Annotated in this window: 15 protein-coding genes; 14 read left to right on the top strand and 1 reads right to left on the bottom strand. The window is 63.9% G+C overall.

Annotated elements, in window-relative coordinates:
* The first annotated feature begins 114 nt into the window (after nucleotides 1-114).
* From AB7A72_RS06890 to AB7A72_RS06835, 12 genes are all read left to right on the top strand, one after another.
* Nucleotides 115-2,349: an NADP-dependent isocitrate dehydrogenase gene (locus AB7A72_RS06890; protein ID WP_312408954.1), complete on the top strand. Its 2,235-nt coding sequence runs from the start codon at nucleotides 115-117 to the stop codon at nucleotides 2,347-2,349.
* Nucleotides 2,350-2,600: 251 nt separating this feature from the next.
* Entirely contained in the window at nucleotides 2,601-3,290 is a 690-nt protein-coding gene (locus tag AB7A72_RS06885) for a helix-turn-helix transcriptional regulator (RefSeq protein WP_312529727.1), read from the top strand.
* Nucleotides 3,287-3,847, top strand: a complete 561-nt coding sequence (locus AB7A72_RS06880) for a DUF6036 family nucleotidyltransferase (protein ID WP_369459411.1) — start codon at nucleotides 3,287-3,289, stop codon at nucleotides 3,845-3,847. Before AB7A72_RS06885 ends, AB7A72_RS06880 begins: the two co-directional genes overlap by 4 nt.
* Before the next feature lie 421 nt (nucleotides 3,848-4,268).
* Complete coding sequence (locus tag AB7A72_RS06875; protein WP_369459410.1) at nucleotides 4,269-4,634, top strand: hypothetical protein; 366 nt, start codon at nucleotides 4,269-4,271, stop codon at nucleotides 4,632-4,634.
* Nucleotides 4,635-4,762: 128 nt separating this feature from the next.
* On the top strand, nucleotides 4,763-5,092 hold the full coding sequence (locus tag AB7A72_RS06870; protein WP_369459409.1) for a hypothetical protein: 330 nt from the start codon (nucleotides 4,763-4,765) through the stop codon (nucleotides 5,090-5,092).
* Nucleotides 5,089-6,039 carry a CorA family divalent cation transporter gene (locus tag AB7A72_RS06865; RefSeq protein ID WP_369459408.1) on the top strand — a complete coding sequence of 317 codons (951 nt, stop codon included), beginning with the start codon at nucleotides 5,089-5,091 and terminating at the stop codon, nucleotides 6,037-6,039. The genes AB7A72_RS06870 and AB7A72_RS06865 overlap by 4 nt, the downstream gene beginning before the upstream one ends.
* 90 nt (nucleotides 6,040-6,129) lie before the next feature.
* Nucleotides 6,130-6,468: a hypothetical protein gene (locus AB7A72_RS06860; protein WP_239811797.1), complete on the top strand. Its 339-nt coding sequence runs from the start codon at nucleotides 6,130-6,132 to the stop codon at nucleotides 6,466-6,468.
* A complete protein-coding gene (locus AB7A72_RS06855) occupies nucleotides 6,465-7,418 on the top strand; it encodes a magnesium transporter CorA family protein (RefSeq protein WP_369459407.1) in 954 nt (317 codons plus the stop codon). The genes AB7A72_RS06860 and AB7A72_RS06855 overlap by 4 nt, the downstream gene beginning before the upstream one ends.
* Complete coding sequence (locus AB7A72_RS06850; protein WP_369459406.1) at nucleotides 7,415-8,323, top strand: CorA family divalent cation transporter; 909 nt, start codon at nucleotides 7,415-7,417, stop codon at nucleotides 8,321-8,323. Before AB7A72_RS06855 ends, AB7A72_RS06850 begins: the two co-directional genes overlap by 4 nt.
* Nucleotides 8,324-8,484: 161 nt before the next feature.
* Nucleotides 8,485-9,663, top strand: a complete 1,179-nt coding sequence (locus AB7A72_RS06845; protein WP_369459405.1) for a porin — start codon at nucleotides 8,485-8,487, stop codon at nucleotides 9,661-9,663.
* 81 nt (nucleotides 9,664-9,744) lie between these two features.
* Nucleotides 9,745-10,818, top strand: a complete 1,074-nt coding sequence (locus AB7A72_RS06840) for a sensor histidine kinase (RefSeq protein ID WP_369459404.1) — start codon at nucleotides 9,745-9,747, stop codon at nucleotides 10,816-10,818.
* Nucleotides 10,815-11,423, top strand: a complete 609-nt coding sequence (locus AB7A72_RS06835) for a response regulator transcription factor (RefSeq protein ID WP_369459402.1) — start codon at nucleotides 10,815-10,817, stop codon at nucleotides 11,421-11,423. Before AB7A72_RS06840 ends, AB7A72_RS06835 begins: the two co-directional genes overlap by 4 nt.
* A 55-nt stretch (nucleotides 11,424-11,478) precedes the next feature.
* Here AB7A72_RS06835 and AB7A72_RS06830 read toward each other — a convergent pair whose 3' ends face one another.
* On the bottom strand, nucleotides 11,479-11,727 hold the full coding sequence (locus AB7A72_RS06830; protein ID WP_369459401.1) for a hypothetical protein: 249 nt from the start codon (nucleotides 11,725-11,727) through the stop codon (nucleotides 11,479-11,481).
* A gap of 70 nt (nucleotides 11,728-11,797) precedes the next feature.
* Between AB7A72_RS06830 and efeU the strand changes: the two genes are divergently transcribed.
* Nucleotides 11,798-13,903 (top strand): iron uptake transporter permease EfeU, encoded by a 2,106-nt coding sequence (efeU, locus tag AB7A72_RS06825; RefSeq protein ID WP_369459400.1) that lies wholly within the window; start codon nucleotides 11,798-11,800, stop codon nucleotides 13,901-13,903.
* A 45-nt stretch (nucleotides 13,904-13,948) separates the two neighbouring features.
* Nucleotides 13,949-15,295, top strand: coding sequence for an iron uptake transporter deferrochelatase/peroxidase subunit (gene efeB / locus AB7A72_RS06820; protein ID WP_369459399.1), 1,347 nt, complete (start codon nucleotides 13,949-13,951; stop codon nucleotides 15,293-15,295).
* Nucleotides 15,296-15,403: the final 108 nt, after the last annotated feature.

Genomic DNA, 15,403 nt, shown 5'->3' with positions numbered 1-15,403 from the left:
TCCCAACGGTGGTCGAGCAGTACATCATGAGGGAGTTTACGCGGGCGCGCCCTGAGCCGTGGAGACCAGCCAAGGCGCGACGCACATCAGAACTTTTGCCACTTGAAAGACCAGATGACTACCCAGCAACCCACCATCATCTACACCCTGACCGACGAAGCCCCTCGTCTGGCGACCGCAGCGTTCCTGCCCGTTGTTCGCAGCTTTGCGAGCGCCGCCGGCATCAATGTGGCCGAGAGTGATATTTCGCTGGCAGCCCGCATTCTGGGTGAATTCCCCGAGTTTCTGACCGAAGCACAGCGCGTGCCCAACAACCTGGCCGACCTGGGCAAGCTGACCCTGACGCCGGATGCCAACATCATCAAGCTGCCCAACATCTCCGCATCGGTGGGCCAGCTGCAAGAAGCGATCAAGGAACTGCAAGACCACGGCTACAAGCTGCCTGACTACCCAGACAGCCCTGCCAACGACGCAGAAAAAGACATCAAGGCCCGCTACAGCAAGTGCATCGGCTCGGCCGTGAACCCCGTGCTGCGCGAAGGCAACTCCGACCGCCGTGCGCCCCTGGCCGTGAAGAACTACGCCAAGAAGCACCCCCATTCGATGGGCGAGTGGAAACAGTGGTCGCAAACCCATGTGTCGCACATGGAAGAGGGCGACTTCTACCACGGCGAAAAGTCCATGACCCTGGACAAGGCCCGCGAAGTCAAGATGGTGCTGGAGACCAAGTCCGGCAAGACCGTGGTGCTCAAGGACAAGGTCAAGCTGCAGGACGCAGAAGTGGTTGACTCGATGTTCATGAGCAAGAAGGCGCTGCTGGCTTTCTACGAAAAGGAAATCGAAGACTGCAAGCAGTCGGGCATCCTGTTCTCGCTGCACGTCAAGGCCACGATGATGAAGGTGTCCCACCCCATCGTGTTCGGCCACTGCGTGCGCATTTTCTACAAGGAAGCGTTCGAGAAGCATGGCAAGCTGTTCGAGCAGCTGGGCGTGAACGTGAACAACGGCATGGCCAATCTGTACGAAAAGATTGAAACCCTGCCCGCATCGCAGCGCGAAGAAATCATCCGCGACCTGCACAAGTGCCAGGAAGGCCGCCCCGCGCTGGCCATGGTGGACTCTGCCAAGGGCATCACCAACTTCCATTCGCCCAATGACGTGATCGTGGATGCATCGATGCCTGCGATGATCCGCGCTGGCGGCAAGATGTGGGGCGCCGATGGCAAGCCTTACGATTGCAAGGCCGTGATGCCTGAGTCGACCTTTGCCCGCATCTACCAGGAAGTGATCAACTTCTGCAAGTGGCATGGCAACTTCGACCCCAAGACCATGGGCACCGTGCCCAACGTGGGCCTGATGGCGCAAAAGGCCGAGGAGTACGGCTCGCACGACAAGACCTTCGAGATCAGCGAAGACGGCGTGGCCAACATCGTCGACATCGCCACCGGCGAAGTGCTGATGAGCCAGAACGTGGAGCAGGGCGACATCTGGCGCATGTGCCAGGTTAAGGACGCACCGATCCGCGACTGGGTCAAGCTGGCCGTCACCCGCGCCCGCAACTCCGGCATGCCTGCCGTGTTCTGGCTGGACCCCTACCGTCCGCACGAAGCCGAGCTGATCAAGAAGGTGCAAACCTACCTGAAGGACCACGACACCAGCGGCCTGGACATCCACATCCTGTCACAGGTGCGCGCGATGCGCTTCACCTTGGAGCGCGCAGCCCGTGGCCTGGACACGATCTCGGTGACCGGCAACATCCTGCGTGACTACCTGACCGACCTGTTCCCGATCCTGGAGCTGGGCACCTCGGCCAAGATGCTGTCGATCGTGCCTTTGATGCAAGGCGGTGGTCTGTACGAAACCGGCGCCGGCGGCTCTGCCCCCAAGCATGTCGAGCAGCTGGTGGAAGAAAACCACCTGCGCTGGGATTCGCTGGGCGAGTTCCTGGCGCTGGCCGTGTCCTTCGAAGAGCTGGGCATCAAGAACAACAACGAGCGCGCCAAGCTGCTGGCCCAGACCCTGGACCAGGCCACCGGCAAGCTGTTGGACGAGAACAAGTCGCCATCGCGCCGCACCGGTGAGCTGGACAACCGTGGCTCGCAGTTCTACATCGCCCTGTACTGGGCCCAGGCGCTGGCCGCCCAAACCACCGATGCCGAACTGGCCGCCAAGTTTGCGCCACTGGCCAAGAGCCTGAGCGACAACGAGGCCAAGATCGTTGGCGAGTTCAAGGACGTGCAAGGCAAGCCTGCCGACATCGGCGGCTACTACCAGCCGGACACTGCCAAGCTGGATGCTGTGATGCGCCCCAGCAGCACCTTCAACGCAGCGGTGGCTGCACTGGGCTGATAAGGCCCTGGCCTGGGCTGGCTGATGCTGCCCGGGTTGCGATCCTCCAAGTAGAACCGGCAGTCCCTTGTGGGCTGCCGGTTTTTTTTCGTGGCTATTGAGGTCATCAGTGCTTGCCGGACAGCTCCGGTTAAGCCTCCAATGCCTACACCTAAATATAGCGAAGCACTGCACACCGGATCCTTGTAAGCCTCGTTAAATTGATCTTCAAATTAATCAAAAGATTGAATTTTGGTTAAAACGTTCACCAAATGACCAGCCAAATCACCAGTCCACTTCTCGAACGCCAATTGCTGCTGCAGTTGGGGGATCGGCTACGGCGCTTGCGTAAATCACAGGGGCTGGGAACGGTAGAGCTGGCTGAACGTGCAGGTATGACGCGCAATACCTTGCGGGCGATCGAAACAGGCGACCCTGCACCAACGATGGGAAGCTACTTGCGGGTCATGTCGGTGTTAGGCGTGAGTGGAGACCTGGCTTTGCTTGCCGGTGATAGTTTGCAGTTTGCACCGGCCGGCTCTGCAGGTGCCCGCTCAGTTCGAGCTGCGCCTGTGGTAGAAGTACGCATCTCGGCAGAGACCACGAGGCACCAGTTGCAGGATCTGCAAAGCCTTGCCTTGCATGATGAGGCGGTTCGCTGGGCCAAGACGCGGCCCGAGGTGCTGGAGCAGGCGCAAGAGACGCTGGAACAGTGGCTGCTTAAGGAGGATGCGCGCTCCGCACCGCTGTGGCGCGAATGGGCGGAGATCTTGAAAAACAGGTCATGGCGCAAAGTGCTGGGCAAGACCAGGCATGCGCAGCAATTGCGACAGGCTTCGCCCCTGGTTACTGCGTTGCCGGCAGAAGTGCGCCAGCGCATCCTGGCGCAGGCCGCAATTCTCAAACAAGGCGTGGTGCTGGGCGATGCCTCCCGGTTACCCGTTGCCGAGGAGACGCCATGACTCGGGAGGAACTGGAGCACATCATTCGCGCCAGTGCGGATATTACCGACCAGTATGAATTCGTCATCATTGGCAGCCAATCCATGCTGGGCACGGTTCCTTATCCTGAAGAAGTGTTCGTCGTGTCCATGGAAGCCGACATCTATCCGCTGCTTGCGCCGCATCTGGCTGACAGGATTGACGGTGCTATTGGCGAGGGTTCGCAGTTCCAGCAAACCTACGGCTACTACGCTCAGGGGGTTGGCCCCGAAACGGCGGTGCTGCCGGCTGGTTGGGAGGGTAGGCTGCAACGCGTGCAGAACAGCAATACCCAAGATCGCATTGGCTACTGCCTGGATCTGCGTGATCTCTTCTTGGCAAAGGCGGTTGCTGGGCGTGAGAAGTACCGCGAGTTTTGCATGGCGCTTCTGCTGCATGGCTATGTTTTGCCAACCGCATTGCTAGCCTTGGTAGCTGATATGCCATTGGATGACAGGGCGCAAAAATCGCTGCGTGCCAAGATTCGCCGCTGGGCCAAGGCTTTGCGCGACCTTGGTCATTCCATTGCCCAGGGCTGAGACGTAGCGCATGCCTGAAGTCGGCTGATATACCAAGGTATATCAGCCCCATGCCAATGGCAGTGGCATGCACCCCAAAGGCCACTGGCGATCCCGCGCTTGGCCTGCGAAAATCCTGTCTGTCGTCGCGAAAGCCCTGTGTCTTGTTACTGCGATGACGCTTCGCCCTGTGGCCATGTACCAGCTCGGCGATTGCCGCCGATGCGCACTTCAGTTGTTGAAGGCAACACATGGGCATCTCTAGAACTGTTCAACCGGAGAAAAGCATGGACCCCGATCCTGAGCCTGAAATGCGCTGCTGCCAGCGCCACCTCCCTTTGCACTGCATTACCACCCATCCCCATCGGGCCAACGCCCCGAGGCTGTCACGCATCTAAATGCATGAGAGGCCTTGGCGGCACCTGGCCCCAAGGAGCATCTCATGCTGTTCTTTCACTCCCCATCCAGCGCGCTGCTGCAGCGCGTCATTCGAGCCGCTGTAGCATCTGACGCCCCGTCCGTGCTGTCTGCCTTTCTGGCATCGCAGGGCGACAAGCCCTTTGCCCAGGCGCTGTCCGGCCTGTCTGGCCCGGTCATTGCCGATGCGCTGTCGAAGCTGCCTAGCCCCGAGCGTGCACGGGTACTACCCCATTTGAGCCGGCTCGCCCGACGCCGCTTGCAGAGCCTCGATAGGCCCGCCCGGTTGGCGGCTTATCGGCCCAGGGCCCGCTCGCGCGCGCTGTGCTGGATATTTGGCCATCGGGCAGGTCTGCCTGTATCCGTGACGGCTGCAAGCGCCCGCCGCTAACCTTGCGCTGCGCTTTGCCACACGCAAAGCCTGCAGCCGAACTTTCCCCCACTTGTCAATCCGCCAGGCCTTGGCACGCATTGCGTGTGCCACCGCCAGCGCGGAACTGCGCCAACCGAGGATGCGCGATGCCGTACTTTCAACATTTCTCGTCCGGTGGACCGCCACCGGCCGCCCATACCGGGCTGAACCTACACAGCCTTGTCTGGAGCCGGTCTGCACGCCGCCCCTATGCGCTGCCGCTGCAGCCGCCTCGGCCCTGGTCGCGCTATGAGCGCCTCTCTTTTTCGATGCTGGGCGTCACCTGGGGCATCTTGGTGCTCGCCGTGGCGGCTCTGCATTTTGGCAACTACCACCTGGATACCAAAACCTCGTCCACCTCGGGCTCGCACGCCGTTTTCTACGAAAGTGCGAGGTCTCTCAAATCCGATAGCCCTGCGCAGGAGTCTTCCCGATGAACATGCAACACCGATCTGATCTTTTGCAGCCCTCTGCCGGTGCCGCGCGGGAAGCCTTGCCCCAGTGGCTGCGCATCCGCGCCGATGAACCCGGCAGGCTGACCGGCATCCAGCAGAGCCTGGGCGTGGACATTGCCCATGGCCTGCAGCGCAATCTGAGCCAGGATGGCGAATTCAGCTACTTTGCTATCACTTTTCTGGGCGTTGAGCAGGGCCTGAGAAAAGCCAGCCGCGTCATCTTTGTGCTGGGCCCACGCATGTTGGTATCGCTGGAACCCGGCACCGCGCCGCAGGCGCTGGAGACGGCGCAATCCAGGCTGGAGCGCCAAGGGCAAGCCCTGCCGGCATTTGAGAACTTTGCCATGGTGCTCCAGGCCATCAACGATGCGACGGACGAGCTGCTGGATTCGCTCAACAGCGATCTGGGCCGGGTGCTGGTGCAAACCAACTCGGTGTTGAATAGCTTGGAAGCGCGGGACCGCGATTTTGGCGTGAGCGATGTGGTCTCTGCGCAGCTGGATCTGGGCGAAGTCGAAGAGCTGCTGTCCGACTGCCTGGAGAGCCAGTTGCAGCTGGCGCTGGCAGCGCGCCATGCACAGGCGCGCATGCCGCAGGCCGACACCGCCCTTCAAGCGCTCTATGCGACCTTGATCGAAGACATTGAAGCCGTGGAGGACCATGTCAGCTTTGTGCATGACCGCGTGCGGCTGCTGCAAGCAACTAACAACATGGCGCTGAACGTCAAGCAGAACCAGATTGTCAAGGTCTTCTCGGTCGTCACAGCCGTGTTTTTACCTGCCATGCTGATTTCCACCTACTACAGCATGAACGTCGCCCGCATGCCCATTCTGGAGTGGCACTACGGCGAGCCCATCACCATCGCGCTGACGGCAGGGCTGGCGTTGCTGCCGCTGCTCTATGTCAAGCACCGTGGCTGGCTGCGCTGAGCCCAGACCTGCCACTGCAAAGACTGCGCTCGGGCTTTTGTCAAAGACCGGTGTGCTGTCTGCGATTTCCCCCCTCCAGGAGTTATTTCCATGCCGCCAACGACTGACAAGAGCCGCTATACCTACACCACGCTGAACCGCCAACTGGAGGGTTTGGTCTGGAATGCCGACCTGAGCCTGCAGGATGCGGGCGAGGCCGCATCGCAGCGCCGCCAGGCCATCAACGAGGCGCGCGCGAGCCGTCCGCGCACCGCACAGATCGAGCGCGAGATCATGATCGCAGTGATCGTGCTCTATGCGCTGATTCTGGGCAGCTTCGCCGCGCTGCACCTCTATGGCGGCCATGTGCTGGAGCAACAGAGCCAGGCCGCGCAAGCCGATGCAACCGCCGCGCCGGCAGGCACTGCCACCCCCGAGGTGCAGCAATGACCGAAGACCGCACCAACCCCCATGCGGCAGGCGGCCTGATGGCGGCGCGCCTGGCCCAGGCTGGCTGGCAGCGGCTGCATACGCAGCAAGCCGAGCCGCTGGCGGCTGAACAACGCCTGCATGGACTGGATCTTTCCCCGATCCGAGGCAGAGCCGCGACGCAGGAGGGGGAGTTCATTGTCATCCCGATGGAGCTGGTCGTCTGCCAGCAGGGGGAGTTCCGAGAAACCGTCCTCGTCCTGGCACTGGGCAAGGAGCAGCTGATCAGTGTTGAACAAGGCCCCGCGTTGCATGCGCTGGACCGGGCCAGCGAACAGCTGTTGACCCGCTTGGCCGATGGTGGCGCGCTCGGGCCCGGCACGATGATGCTCTACCTGCTCGAAGCGCTCAACGATGCCGCCCATGCGAGCTTGCGCGCCATCGCCGAGCGCCTGGACGAGCGCAGTGATGCCGTGGCGGCGGCCAGCGGCGGCTTCGACACCGCCCAGCGCCAGGCCGGGGTGGCCGACATTGCCGGCACGGCAATGGCATTGGCAGAAGCCGAGGAACTGGTTGCCAAAGCGGTGGAAGGCCAACTGATGCTGGCCCGTGCGGGACGTTGGCTGCGGCGTGCTGCAGGGGATGCCCGCTTGGGCCCGCGCCTGACGGTCCTGCTGGCGGACATCCACAGCCTGCGCCGTTATGCCCGGTTTCAGCATGAGAAGATCCGCAACCTGCAGCAGTCGCTGATGACCACGTTGGACATCAAGCAAAACCAGGTCATCAAGGTGTTCACCGTAGTGACTGCCGTGTTCACGCCGCCCACGCTGGTCGCTGCGTTCTATGGGCAGAACTTTGCCTACATGCCCGAGCTGGCGTTGCCGTGGGGAGAGTGGATGGTCATGGGGCTCACGGGCCTGTTCGCGCTGGTGCCGCTGGCCTACATCAAACGCAAGGGGTGGATGCGATGACCTGGGACCAGACCTTGCCTTTATGGGCCCGCCTGCACGCCGCCAGCCCCCAGGCGCTTGATGACCTGGGCAGGCACCATGGCATGGACCTGGCGCCGGCCAGCGCGGCGCAGCGACCGGATGCCGGGGCGGCGATACGCATCCGCTGCGCCCGTGTGCAGGACGGGCGCGTGTTGGTGGCCGATCTGCTGTGGCACCAGACTGCAGATGCGCAGACCCTCTACACGGTCGAGACGGGGCACCGCATGCTCCGGCCCGGTCAGGCGCAGCAGCGCTTCAGGGCGCAGGGTTTGCCTGCGGGCAGCGCGCATGCCGTGGCGCTGGTGCTGCTGCACCAGTTGCTGGGCCAGACCGGGCTGGTGCTCGATCGCATGGATGAGGGGCTGACGCGCTCGATGCGCTCGCTGCGGAGCTTCCAGCTTGCGGTGGGTACGCCGGACTCCCGGGGCGCCGAGGACCTGATCGATGTGGACAGCCATCTGTCCATGCTCAGCCGACCGCTGTCGGTCGTGATGCAGACGCTGGATGATCTGGAACAGGCTGCCAAGCAACTGCGCCGCAGCGTATTGCAGGGCTCGCAGCTCGGGCGTCAGCATGTCGATGCGCTGTTGGCCGAGATCGACGGGGTGCAGCGGCGCAGTCGCTTCATGCTGGAGCGCCAGCGCTTCCACCGCCGCTCGGCTGAGGAAACCGTGGCGATGAGCGACCTGAATGTCACCAAGGTGTTCAGCGTGCTCTGGGCGGCGTTCATCCCCGGCACGGCCCTGATCAACTGGTATGGCCAGAACTTCCGCGTGATGCCCGAACTGTCCTGGGAGGGTTCGCTGTGGACGCAGCTGCTTGCCGTGCTGGTACTCACCGCGGTACCCGTCTGGATGGTCAAGCAATCGGGTACGCTGCGATGACACGAAACCGTCTTGCTGGCGCCGCACGATCGCACGGGGGAGGCTGGTGCCATGGCCTGCGCAGCCCTTGGTGCTGGTTATCTTCCTGTTTTCTGCAGCCGGGCCGCTGCGCCCGTCGCGCGTTGCAGCAGCGCCCCGGCCCCACTTTTACCGAGCCACCTATGTCACCGTTGTTTTTTGTATGGATTGCTGCGCGCCCGTTGGCGCCCGAGCAGACACGTATCCGCTGGGCTTGGTGCAGCGCTGCCGCTGTGCTGGCCGCCGTGGTGGCCATGCCCGCCCAGGCGCAAACCCATGTACGCCTGTATGGCACCGTCGATGCGGCGGTCAGTTCAACCCGGGTGAGCGGCGGGCCCACCGAAAACGGCCTTTTGAGCGGGGGCCAGTCGGACTCGCTCTGGGGCCTGCAGGGCCGTGAGGCGCTGGGCGGCGGCAGCTACGCCGCCTTCGCGCTGGAGGGCGGGCTGGATGTTGCCCATGGTGCGCCCGATGACCCGGCACGGCCGTTCAACTACCAGTCCTGGGTGGGGGTGGGGAGCGCCAGCCTGGGCGAGTTGCGCCTGGGGCGCCAGTACACCGTCGGCCAGGCCTTTGTCAGCGCGATCGAAGTGGGGGCCTGGCGCGATTTTGGCGTGGGTGCCTTGCTGCGGGCCTCCGACAACTACCAGGTGTCCAGACAGATCAGCTGGCGCAGCCCGCCGTGGAGCGGTGTGCAGCTGGGCGCCAGCTACAGCTTTGATGCAGGTGATGCAGCAGCCGCTGATGCGGCCGGCGGCTCTGCCTACAAGCTCTACAGCCTGGCGTTGCGCTATGAGCAAGGCCCTTGGCTGCTGGCCGCCAGCTGGGAGCAAGCCAGTGCACTGCGCTTGGATGCCCTGGGAGGGCGGCGTCCCAGCGCCGCGCAGTTGGGTGCCAGCTATAACTTTGGTGTGGCGCGCCTGGCAGCGGGCTGGAGCCGCCAGCGCAATGGCTTTGTCGGGCGCAATGGCGGTGATGGCCCGGCGCAGTGGCAGGCGGCCGGGCTCCAGGGCCTGGGGCCTGCCGAGTTCATCGATGGAGGCCGGCTGGACGCGGTCTATCTGGCGGCATCGATTCCGACGGGCCGTGGCGAGTTCCAGATGCAGTGGTCCCAGGCACGGCCCAACTGGGATTGGCAGGACAGCGGCGCACGCGCCAAGACCAGCCAGGTGATGTCGCTGGGCTACATCTACCCGCTGTCGCTGCGCACCTCCCTGTACGCCTTTGCCGCCCATGGCCGGGCCTATGCGATGGATGGGGCTCTGGATGCCAGCCAACCCTCGGTCAGCCAGGTGGCTTTCGGGCTGAACACCCGTTTCTGAGGCGCAGGGACTTCGCTGCACCGCTGGGATCGGCGTGGTAGCCTTTGGCAATCCCTGTAACCCACAGACGCTCTGTTGCTGATGAAGACACCGTCCCTGCCAACCCCGCCCCGGCGCCGCCGGGGCCTGCATCTGACCGCCATGGTGCTGGCCCTGGCGCTGCTGTTTTTGATAGACACGGCCACCCGCTATGAAGTGGCCGTGTCGGTCTTCTACACCGTGATCATTCTGGCGATGGCCCATGCGCTGACATGGCGTGGGCTCATCGTGCTGTCAGGCAGCTGCGTTGCGTTGACCTGGCTGAGCTTTCTCATCACCAGCTATGGTGACCAGCGCGCCGGGCTGGTCAACATGCTGATCAGCACGGTGGCGATTGTCATCACCGGCTACCTGGCCTGCACGGCGGAACTGGCGCGCGCGGCGGCGCACGAGGCACAGGCCAGGCTGCTGCGCATCTCGCGCATTCACAGCCTGGAGGGACTGACCACGTCGATTGCGCATGAGCTGAACCAGCCGCTGGCGGCCATCGTCACCAGCGGCCACGCCTGCCAGCGCTGGATGGAGCAGGACCCGCCCCAGCTGGACAAGGCCCGTCAGGCCCTGCAGCGCATCCTTGGTGATGCGGACCGGGCCAGCGGCATCATTGCGCGGGTGCGAAAGCTCAGCAAAGGCGAGCCGGCCAGCACCAGGCCCTTCGTCTTCAACGCCGCCGTGCGTGAAGTGCTGGCCCTGTCGCATGCCGAGATGCAGCGGCTGGACATCGCGATGCGTGCCGATCTGGCGCCCGGATTGCCGCTGGCGCTGGCCGATCCGGTGCAGGTCCAACAGGTGATCGCCAACCTGGTGCTCAATGCGATGGAGGCCACGGCCTTGGTCGATATAGCGCGCCGCACCATCCTTGTCGAATCGCTGCAGCAGGCCGACAAGCTGGTGTTCCGCATTTCGGACGGCGGCCCCGGCTTGCCCGCCGGCGCGCAGGAACAGGTATTCGAACCCTTCTGGACCACCAAGCACGAGGGCATTGGCGTCGGGCTGAGCATCAGCCGCAGCATTGTCGAGGCCAATGGCGGCCATATCTGGGCCGAACCCCATGCACCGGGCGGGGCGGTGTTCACATTCAGCGTACCGGTGGCACCCGCGGAGGGCGAGGCATGACGGACGCAGCGATGGTCTATGTGATCGATGACGACAACTCGGTGCGCGCCGCGCTGGAGGATTTGCTCGCATCGGTCGGTCTGCCGGTGCGCGCCTTTGCCTCGGCGGCCCAATTCCTGGCACAGCCGCTGGCCGATGTGCCCGCCTGCCTGGTGCTGGATGTGCGCATGCCGGGGCTGAGCGGCATGGAGTTCCAGCGCCAGATGCAGACCCTGGGATTGCAACTGCCGGTGGTGTTCATCACCGGCCATGGCGATATTGCGATGGGCGTCAAAGCCATGAAAAGCGGCGCCATCGACTTTCTGGCCAAGCCGTTTCGCGACCAGGACCTGCTGGACGCGATCCACCAAGGCATTGCGCAAGACCGCGCCCGGCGCCTGGCGGATGCCGACCGTGCCGAGATCGGCGGACGCTGGCAGACCTTGAGTGACGGCGAGCGCGAGGTGGTGCAACTGGTGGTCAAGGGCCTGTTGAACAAGCAGATTGCACACCAGTTGCAACTCAGCGAAGTGACCGTGAAGGTGCGCCGCGGCAATGCGATGCGCAAGCTGCAGCTGAGCTCGCTGGCCGATCTGGTGCGGTTGACCGAAAAGCTGGGTGTGTAGTGGCCTGGCGCGAAACGGGCGGCACCAGGCGGCCCGGGCCATTCTGAAGCCCGGCTTACGCCATGTTGGCGGCAGGGGTGTTGGGTTCTGCAGGGTTGCTATCTAATTGATAGCTTGAAAGCCCCATGAGCGGTGCTAAGATATACGTTTTCGCTTGTAAAGATGGTAGCTGCTTGTCGAAGACTGCACGCTGGACCGCCAGGGTCGCCAGTTTGGTCTTAACATGCTGCACCTGCCTTTGTTGCATTGCCGCATGGGCTGCCTGCGGCCGACCGTTGGCCATCCTGCAGGGTTTGGGATTCATCGACAGAACTGAGAAAGATCAGCAGGCGGCGCAGCCTTGACGTGCGACCCCGGCTTGAGCAACACATTACATGCTGGTTCCTTTTTTGATTATGTTGCGCGAGGGCATCGAGGCCGCGCTGATCGTGGGCATCATTGCGAGTTTCCTCCGCCACACGGGCCGTGCCAGGCTGATGCCCGCTGTCTGGGCGGGGGTGTTCCTGGCGCTGGGTCTGTCGCTGTTTGTCGGCGCGGGTCTGCAGTGGATGGCCGCCGAGTTTCCGCAAAAGCAGCAGGAGCTGTTTGAAGCGCTGGTCGGCTTTATCGCCGTGGGCATGCTGACCGGCATGGTGTTCTGGATGCGCAAGGCCTCGCGCTCGATCAAAGGGGAGCTGCAGGCCTCGGTCGACAAGGCGCTCAGCACCTCGGGCAGTGCCAGCTGGGCACTGATCGGCATGGTCTTTTTGGCGGTGGCGCGCGAAGGCGTCGAATCCGTCTTCTTCTTGCTGGCCATCTTCCAGCAAAGCTCGGGCTGGAGTGCCGCAGCGGGCGCCTTCCTCGGCGTGGCGCTGTCGGTGCTGCTGGGCGTGGGCCTCTACAAAGGCGGCGTGCGCATCAATCTGCGCCAGTTCTTCCGCTACACCGGTATCTTTATCCTGGTCGTTGCAGCTGGCCTGCTGGCCGGTGCCGTGCGCCGCCTGCATGAGGCCGGGGTCTGGAACCAGCTGCAGCAAGTGGTGTTCGACAGCAGCGCCGTGCTGCCCGAAGACAGCCCGCTGGGTGTCATTCTGGGCGGCCTGCTGGGCTACATGCATGCACCCGTCGCCGGCGAAGTGCTGGCCTGGGCGCTGTACCTGGCCGTGACCTTGGTGATGTTCTTCTGGCCGGTCAAGGCGGCGCCTGCCGTGGCGGGCGCTCCTGCCACGCCCACCCCCGCAGCCGCAGCGGCCGAAGTGGCCGCTGATGAGCCTGCTCCGCGTCTTGGCCCGGTTGTCCTGGGTAGCGTCGTCGTGTTTCTGCTCGGTGCTGCTGCTTTCTGGCAGGCATCGACGGTGCCGCGTGCCAGCGAGGTTGCAGGCAGCAGTACATCGGTCGATGGCGTGCCGGTGGTGACCATCGAGATCAACCAGGGCACCTGCACCCCCAATGCGGTGACCGTGCCAGCGGGCAAGGTGATTTTCCGCATCGTCAACCAGTCGCAGCGGGCGCTGGAATGGGAAATTCTGGACGGCGTGATGGTGCTCGAAGAGCGCGAGAACATTCTGCCCGGCATGACGCAGCAGCTGAGCGCACGCCTGGTACCCGGCAACTATGAGATGACCTGCGGCCTGCTCAACGCCGCGCGCGGCAGCCTGACGGTGACGACGTCGGACGCCTTCAAGGCCGAAGCTGCCAAGCCGCCGGTGACCGCCTTCCTGGGCGCACTGGCCGAGTACCAGGTCTACATGCTGACCGAGACGGCCAGCCTGCAGGAGATGGTCGATGCGCTGCAGCAGCGCCTGGCCCATCCACTGGAAGCCGGCGCCACCTCGCCCGATGGCTACCCCGCCGATGCCCTGCAACTGGCTGCGCTGGCGCGCGGCCAGTACCAAAAGCTGGCCCCGTTGGCGGTGCAGTACGGCGATTTGAATGCCCGCATCGATGCGCGCGCCGCAGACTTTGCGCTGCGTGACAAGGACCCGGCCTTTGTGGGCCTGCAGCGCATTGCCGCCGGTCTGCAAGCGGGCGAGCCGGCCGAGCAGCTGCTGCCGCTGGCCACCAGCCTGCAGCAGGATGTGCAGCAACTGGCCCAGCGCCTGGGCGATGCGGCCTTGCAGCCGCAGTCGATTGCCGCCGCAGCGGCCAAGGCGCTGGAGCGTGCCTCCACGCTGATTCCCGGTGAGGCGACCACGCCCGAACAGGGCCGGGCGGTGCTGCAGTTTGTCTATGGCAGCTGGGCGGCGGCCAACAAGGCCCAGCAAGTGCTGTCCCCGGTACTTGGCAATGCCAACCCGGCCTTGAACCAGCAGTTGCAGGACAGCCTGGCCAAGCTGCGCCAGCGCATCGAAGAGCTGGGCGTGCCCGCCGATGACAGCCAGGTGGCCGACATGGCCGGCCAGGCACTGAACCCGGTGCAGTGCCAGAACCTGGCCCAGGCGCTCTACCAGAGTTCGCAAAGCATGGCCAAGGTCAATGCAGCGCTGGGCTTGCAGCCCTAAAGTTTCCGCCTTCTATTTCTACAAATAACATACAGAAAGCACCACATGTCTTGGTTCAAGAACAGGAACGAGTCTCAATCCATCGTCCGCGAGGGCACCGACCCGTCGCGCCGCCGCTGGCTGGGCGAGGCCGCTGGCGCCATGGGCGCCGGCGTGCTGGCCGGCATGCCAGTGCGCCAGGCGCTGGCTGCCGACGATGCCTCGCCAGGCAACACCCAGGTGGCCGATGCGCCGCACAGCAGCGTGTCTGCGCAGCGCGTGCCGTTCTACGGCAGGCACCAGGCCGGCATCGTCACGCCCCGGCCGCTGGCCGGCATGGTGGTCAGCTTTGATGTGCTGGCCAGCAACCCGGCAGAGTTGGAGCGCCTGTTCAAGACCTTGACCGAGCGCATCCACTTTCTGACCCAGGGCGGTGCCCAGCCGGTGCTCGACCCCAAGCTGCCGCCGGCGGGCTCTGGCATTCTGGGCCCGGTGGTACAGCCCGATGCACTGACGGTCACCGTGGCCGTGGGCCACAGCCTGTTTGATGACCGCTTTGGCCTGAAGGACCAGCGGCCCAAGCGCCTGACCCCCATGCAGCAGCACCCCAACGATGCGCTGCAGGCCGCGCTCTGCCATGGCGATCTGTCGATCCAGTTCTGCGCCAACACGCCCGACACCAATATCCATGCGCTGCGCGACATCATCAAGAACCTGCCCGATCTGCTGATGGTGCGCTGGAAGCAGGAGGGCTCGGTGCCGCCGATCCCCGCTGCCGTGGGCCAGCCCGCTGAGAGCGCGCGCAATTTTCTAGGCTTCCGCGATGGCTCGGCCAACCCACCATCGGACGATGAGGCCATGATGCGCCGCATTGTCTGGGTGCAGCCTGAATCCGACGAGCCCGCCTGGGCCGCGGGCGGCAGCTACCAGGCCGTGCGCATCATCCGCAACTTTGTCGAGCGCTGGGACCGCACGCCGCTGGGCGAGCAGGAGGCCATCATGGGCCGCGACAAGGACAGCGGTGCGCCGCTGGATGCGCGCAAGAAGACCGAGCACGACACGCCGGACTATGCGGCCGATCCCGAAGGCCAGAAGACGCCGATGGACGCCCATATCCGGCTGGCCAACCCGCGCAACCATGGCAGCGAAGCGAACCTGATCCTGCGCCGGCCCTTCAACTATTCGAATGGTGTGACCAAGTCCGGCCAGCTGGAGATGGGCCTGCTGTTCATCTGCTACCAGGCCGATCTGGAAAAGGGCTTTGTCACCGTGCAAAAGCGCCTCGACGGCGAGCCGCTCGAAGAATACATCAAGCCCATTGGCGGCGGCTTTTTCTATGTGCTGCCCGGTGTGGCCGATGCCAATGACTGGCTGGGCCGTGGCCTGCTGGCCGCTGCCGCCAACAAGGCCTGACCTCGTTTCCTAACCAGCCACCGGTGTCTGTACTGCAAGGCCTGGGCGCGTTCTTCTTCATGAAGCATGTCAGCCGGGATTTGGCATGGGGATACCGGAAGCCAAAAA

Origin of the sequence: Comamonas sediminis (genome assembly GCF_041107495.1) — a bacterium.
GTDB classification, from domain to species: Bacteria; Pseudomonadota; Gammaproteobacteria; order Burkholderiales; family Burkholderiaceae_C; genus Comamonas; species Comamonas sediminis.
The sequence above is the reverse complement of the archived record's forward strand: the minus strand, read 5'-3'. Positions and strand labels throughout refer to the sequence as shown.

Bases quoted from the DNA above. Each gene is read 5' to 3' on its own strand.
- AB7A72_RS06890 (WP_312408954.1), top strand. From the start codon at position 115: ATGACTACCCAGCAACCCACCATCATCTACACCCTGACCGACGAAGCC.
- AB7A72_RS06885 (WP_312529727.1), top strand. From the start codon at position 2,601: ATGACCAGCCAAATCACCAGTCCACTTCTCGAACGCCAATTGCTGCTG.
- AB7A72_RS06880 (WP_369459411.1), top strand. From the start codon at position 3,287: ATGACTCGGGAGGAACTGGAGCACATCATTCGCGCCAGTGCGGATATT.
- AB7A72_RS06875 (WP_369459410.1), top strand. From the start codon at position 4,269: ATGCTGTTCTTTCACTCCCCATCCAGCGCGCTGCTGCAGCGCGTCATT.
- AB7A72_RS06870 (WP_369459409.1), top strand. From the start codon at position 4,763: ATGCCGTACTTTCAACATTTCTCGTCCGGTGGACCGCCACCGGCCGCC.
- AB7A72_RS06865 (WP_369459408.1), top strand. From the start codon at position 5,089: ATGAACATGCAACACCGATCTGATCTTTTGCAGCCCTCTGCCGGTGCC.
- AB7A72_RS06860 (WP_239811797.1), top strand. From the start codon at position 6,130: ATGCCGCCAACGACTGACAAGAGCCGCTATACCTACACCACGCTGAAC.
- AB7A72_RS06855 (WP_369459407.1), top strand. From the start codon at position 6,465: ATGACCGAAGACCGCACCAACCCCCATGCGGCAGGCGGCCTGATGGCG.
- AB7A72_RS06850 (WP_369459406.1), top strand. From the start codon at position 7,415: ATGACCTGGGACCAGACCTTGCCTTTATGGGCCCGCCTGCACGCCGCC.
- AB7A72_RS06845 (WP_369459405.1), top strand. From the start codon at position 8,485: ATGTCACCGTTGTTTTTTGTATGGATTGCTGCGCGCCCGTTGGCGCCC.
- AB7A72_RS06840 (WP_369459404.1), top strand. From the start codon at position 9,745: ATGAAGACACCGTCCCTGCCAACCCCGCCCCGGCGCCGCCGGGGCCTG.
- AB7A72_RS06835 (WP_369459402.1), top strand. From the start codon at position 10,815: ATGACGGACGCAGCGATGGTCTATGTGATCGATGACGACAACTCGGTG.
- AB7A72_RS06830 (WP_369459401.1), bottom strand. From the start codon at position 11,727: ATGAATCCCAAACCCTGCAGGATGGCCAACGGTCGGCCGCAGGCAGCC.
- efeU (WP_369459400.1), top strand. From the start codon at position 11,798: ATGCTGGTTCCTTTTTTGATTATGTTGCGCGAGGGCATCGAGGCCGCG.
- efeB (WP_369459399.1), top strand. From the start codon at position 13,949: ATGTCTTGGTTCAAGAACAGGAACGAGTCTCAATCCATCGTCCGCGAG.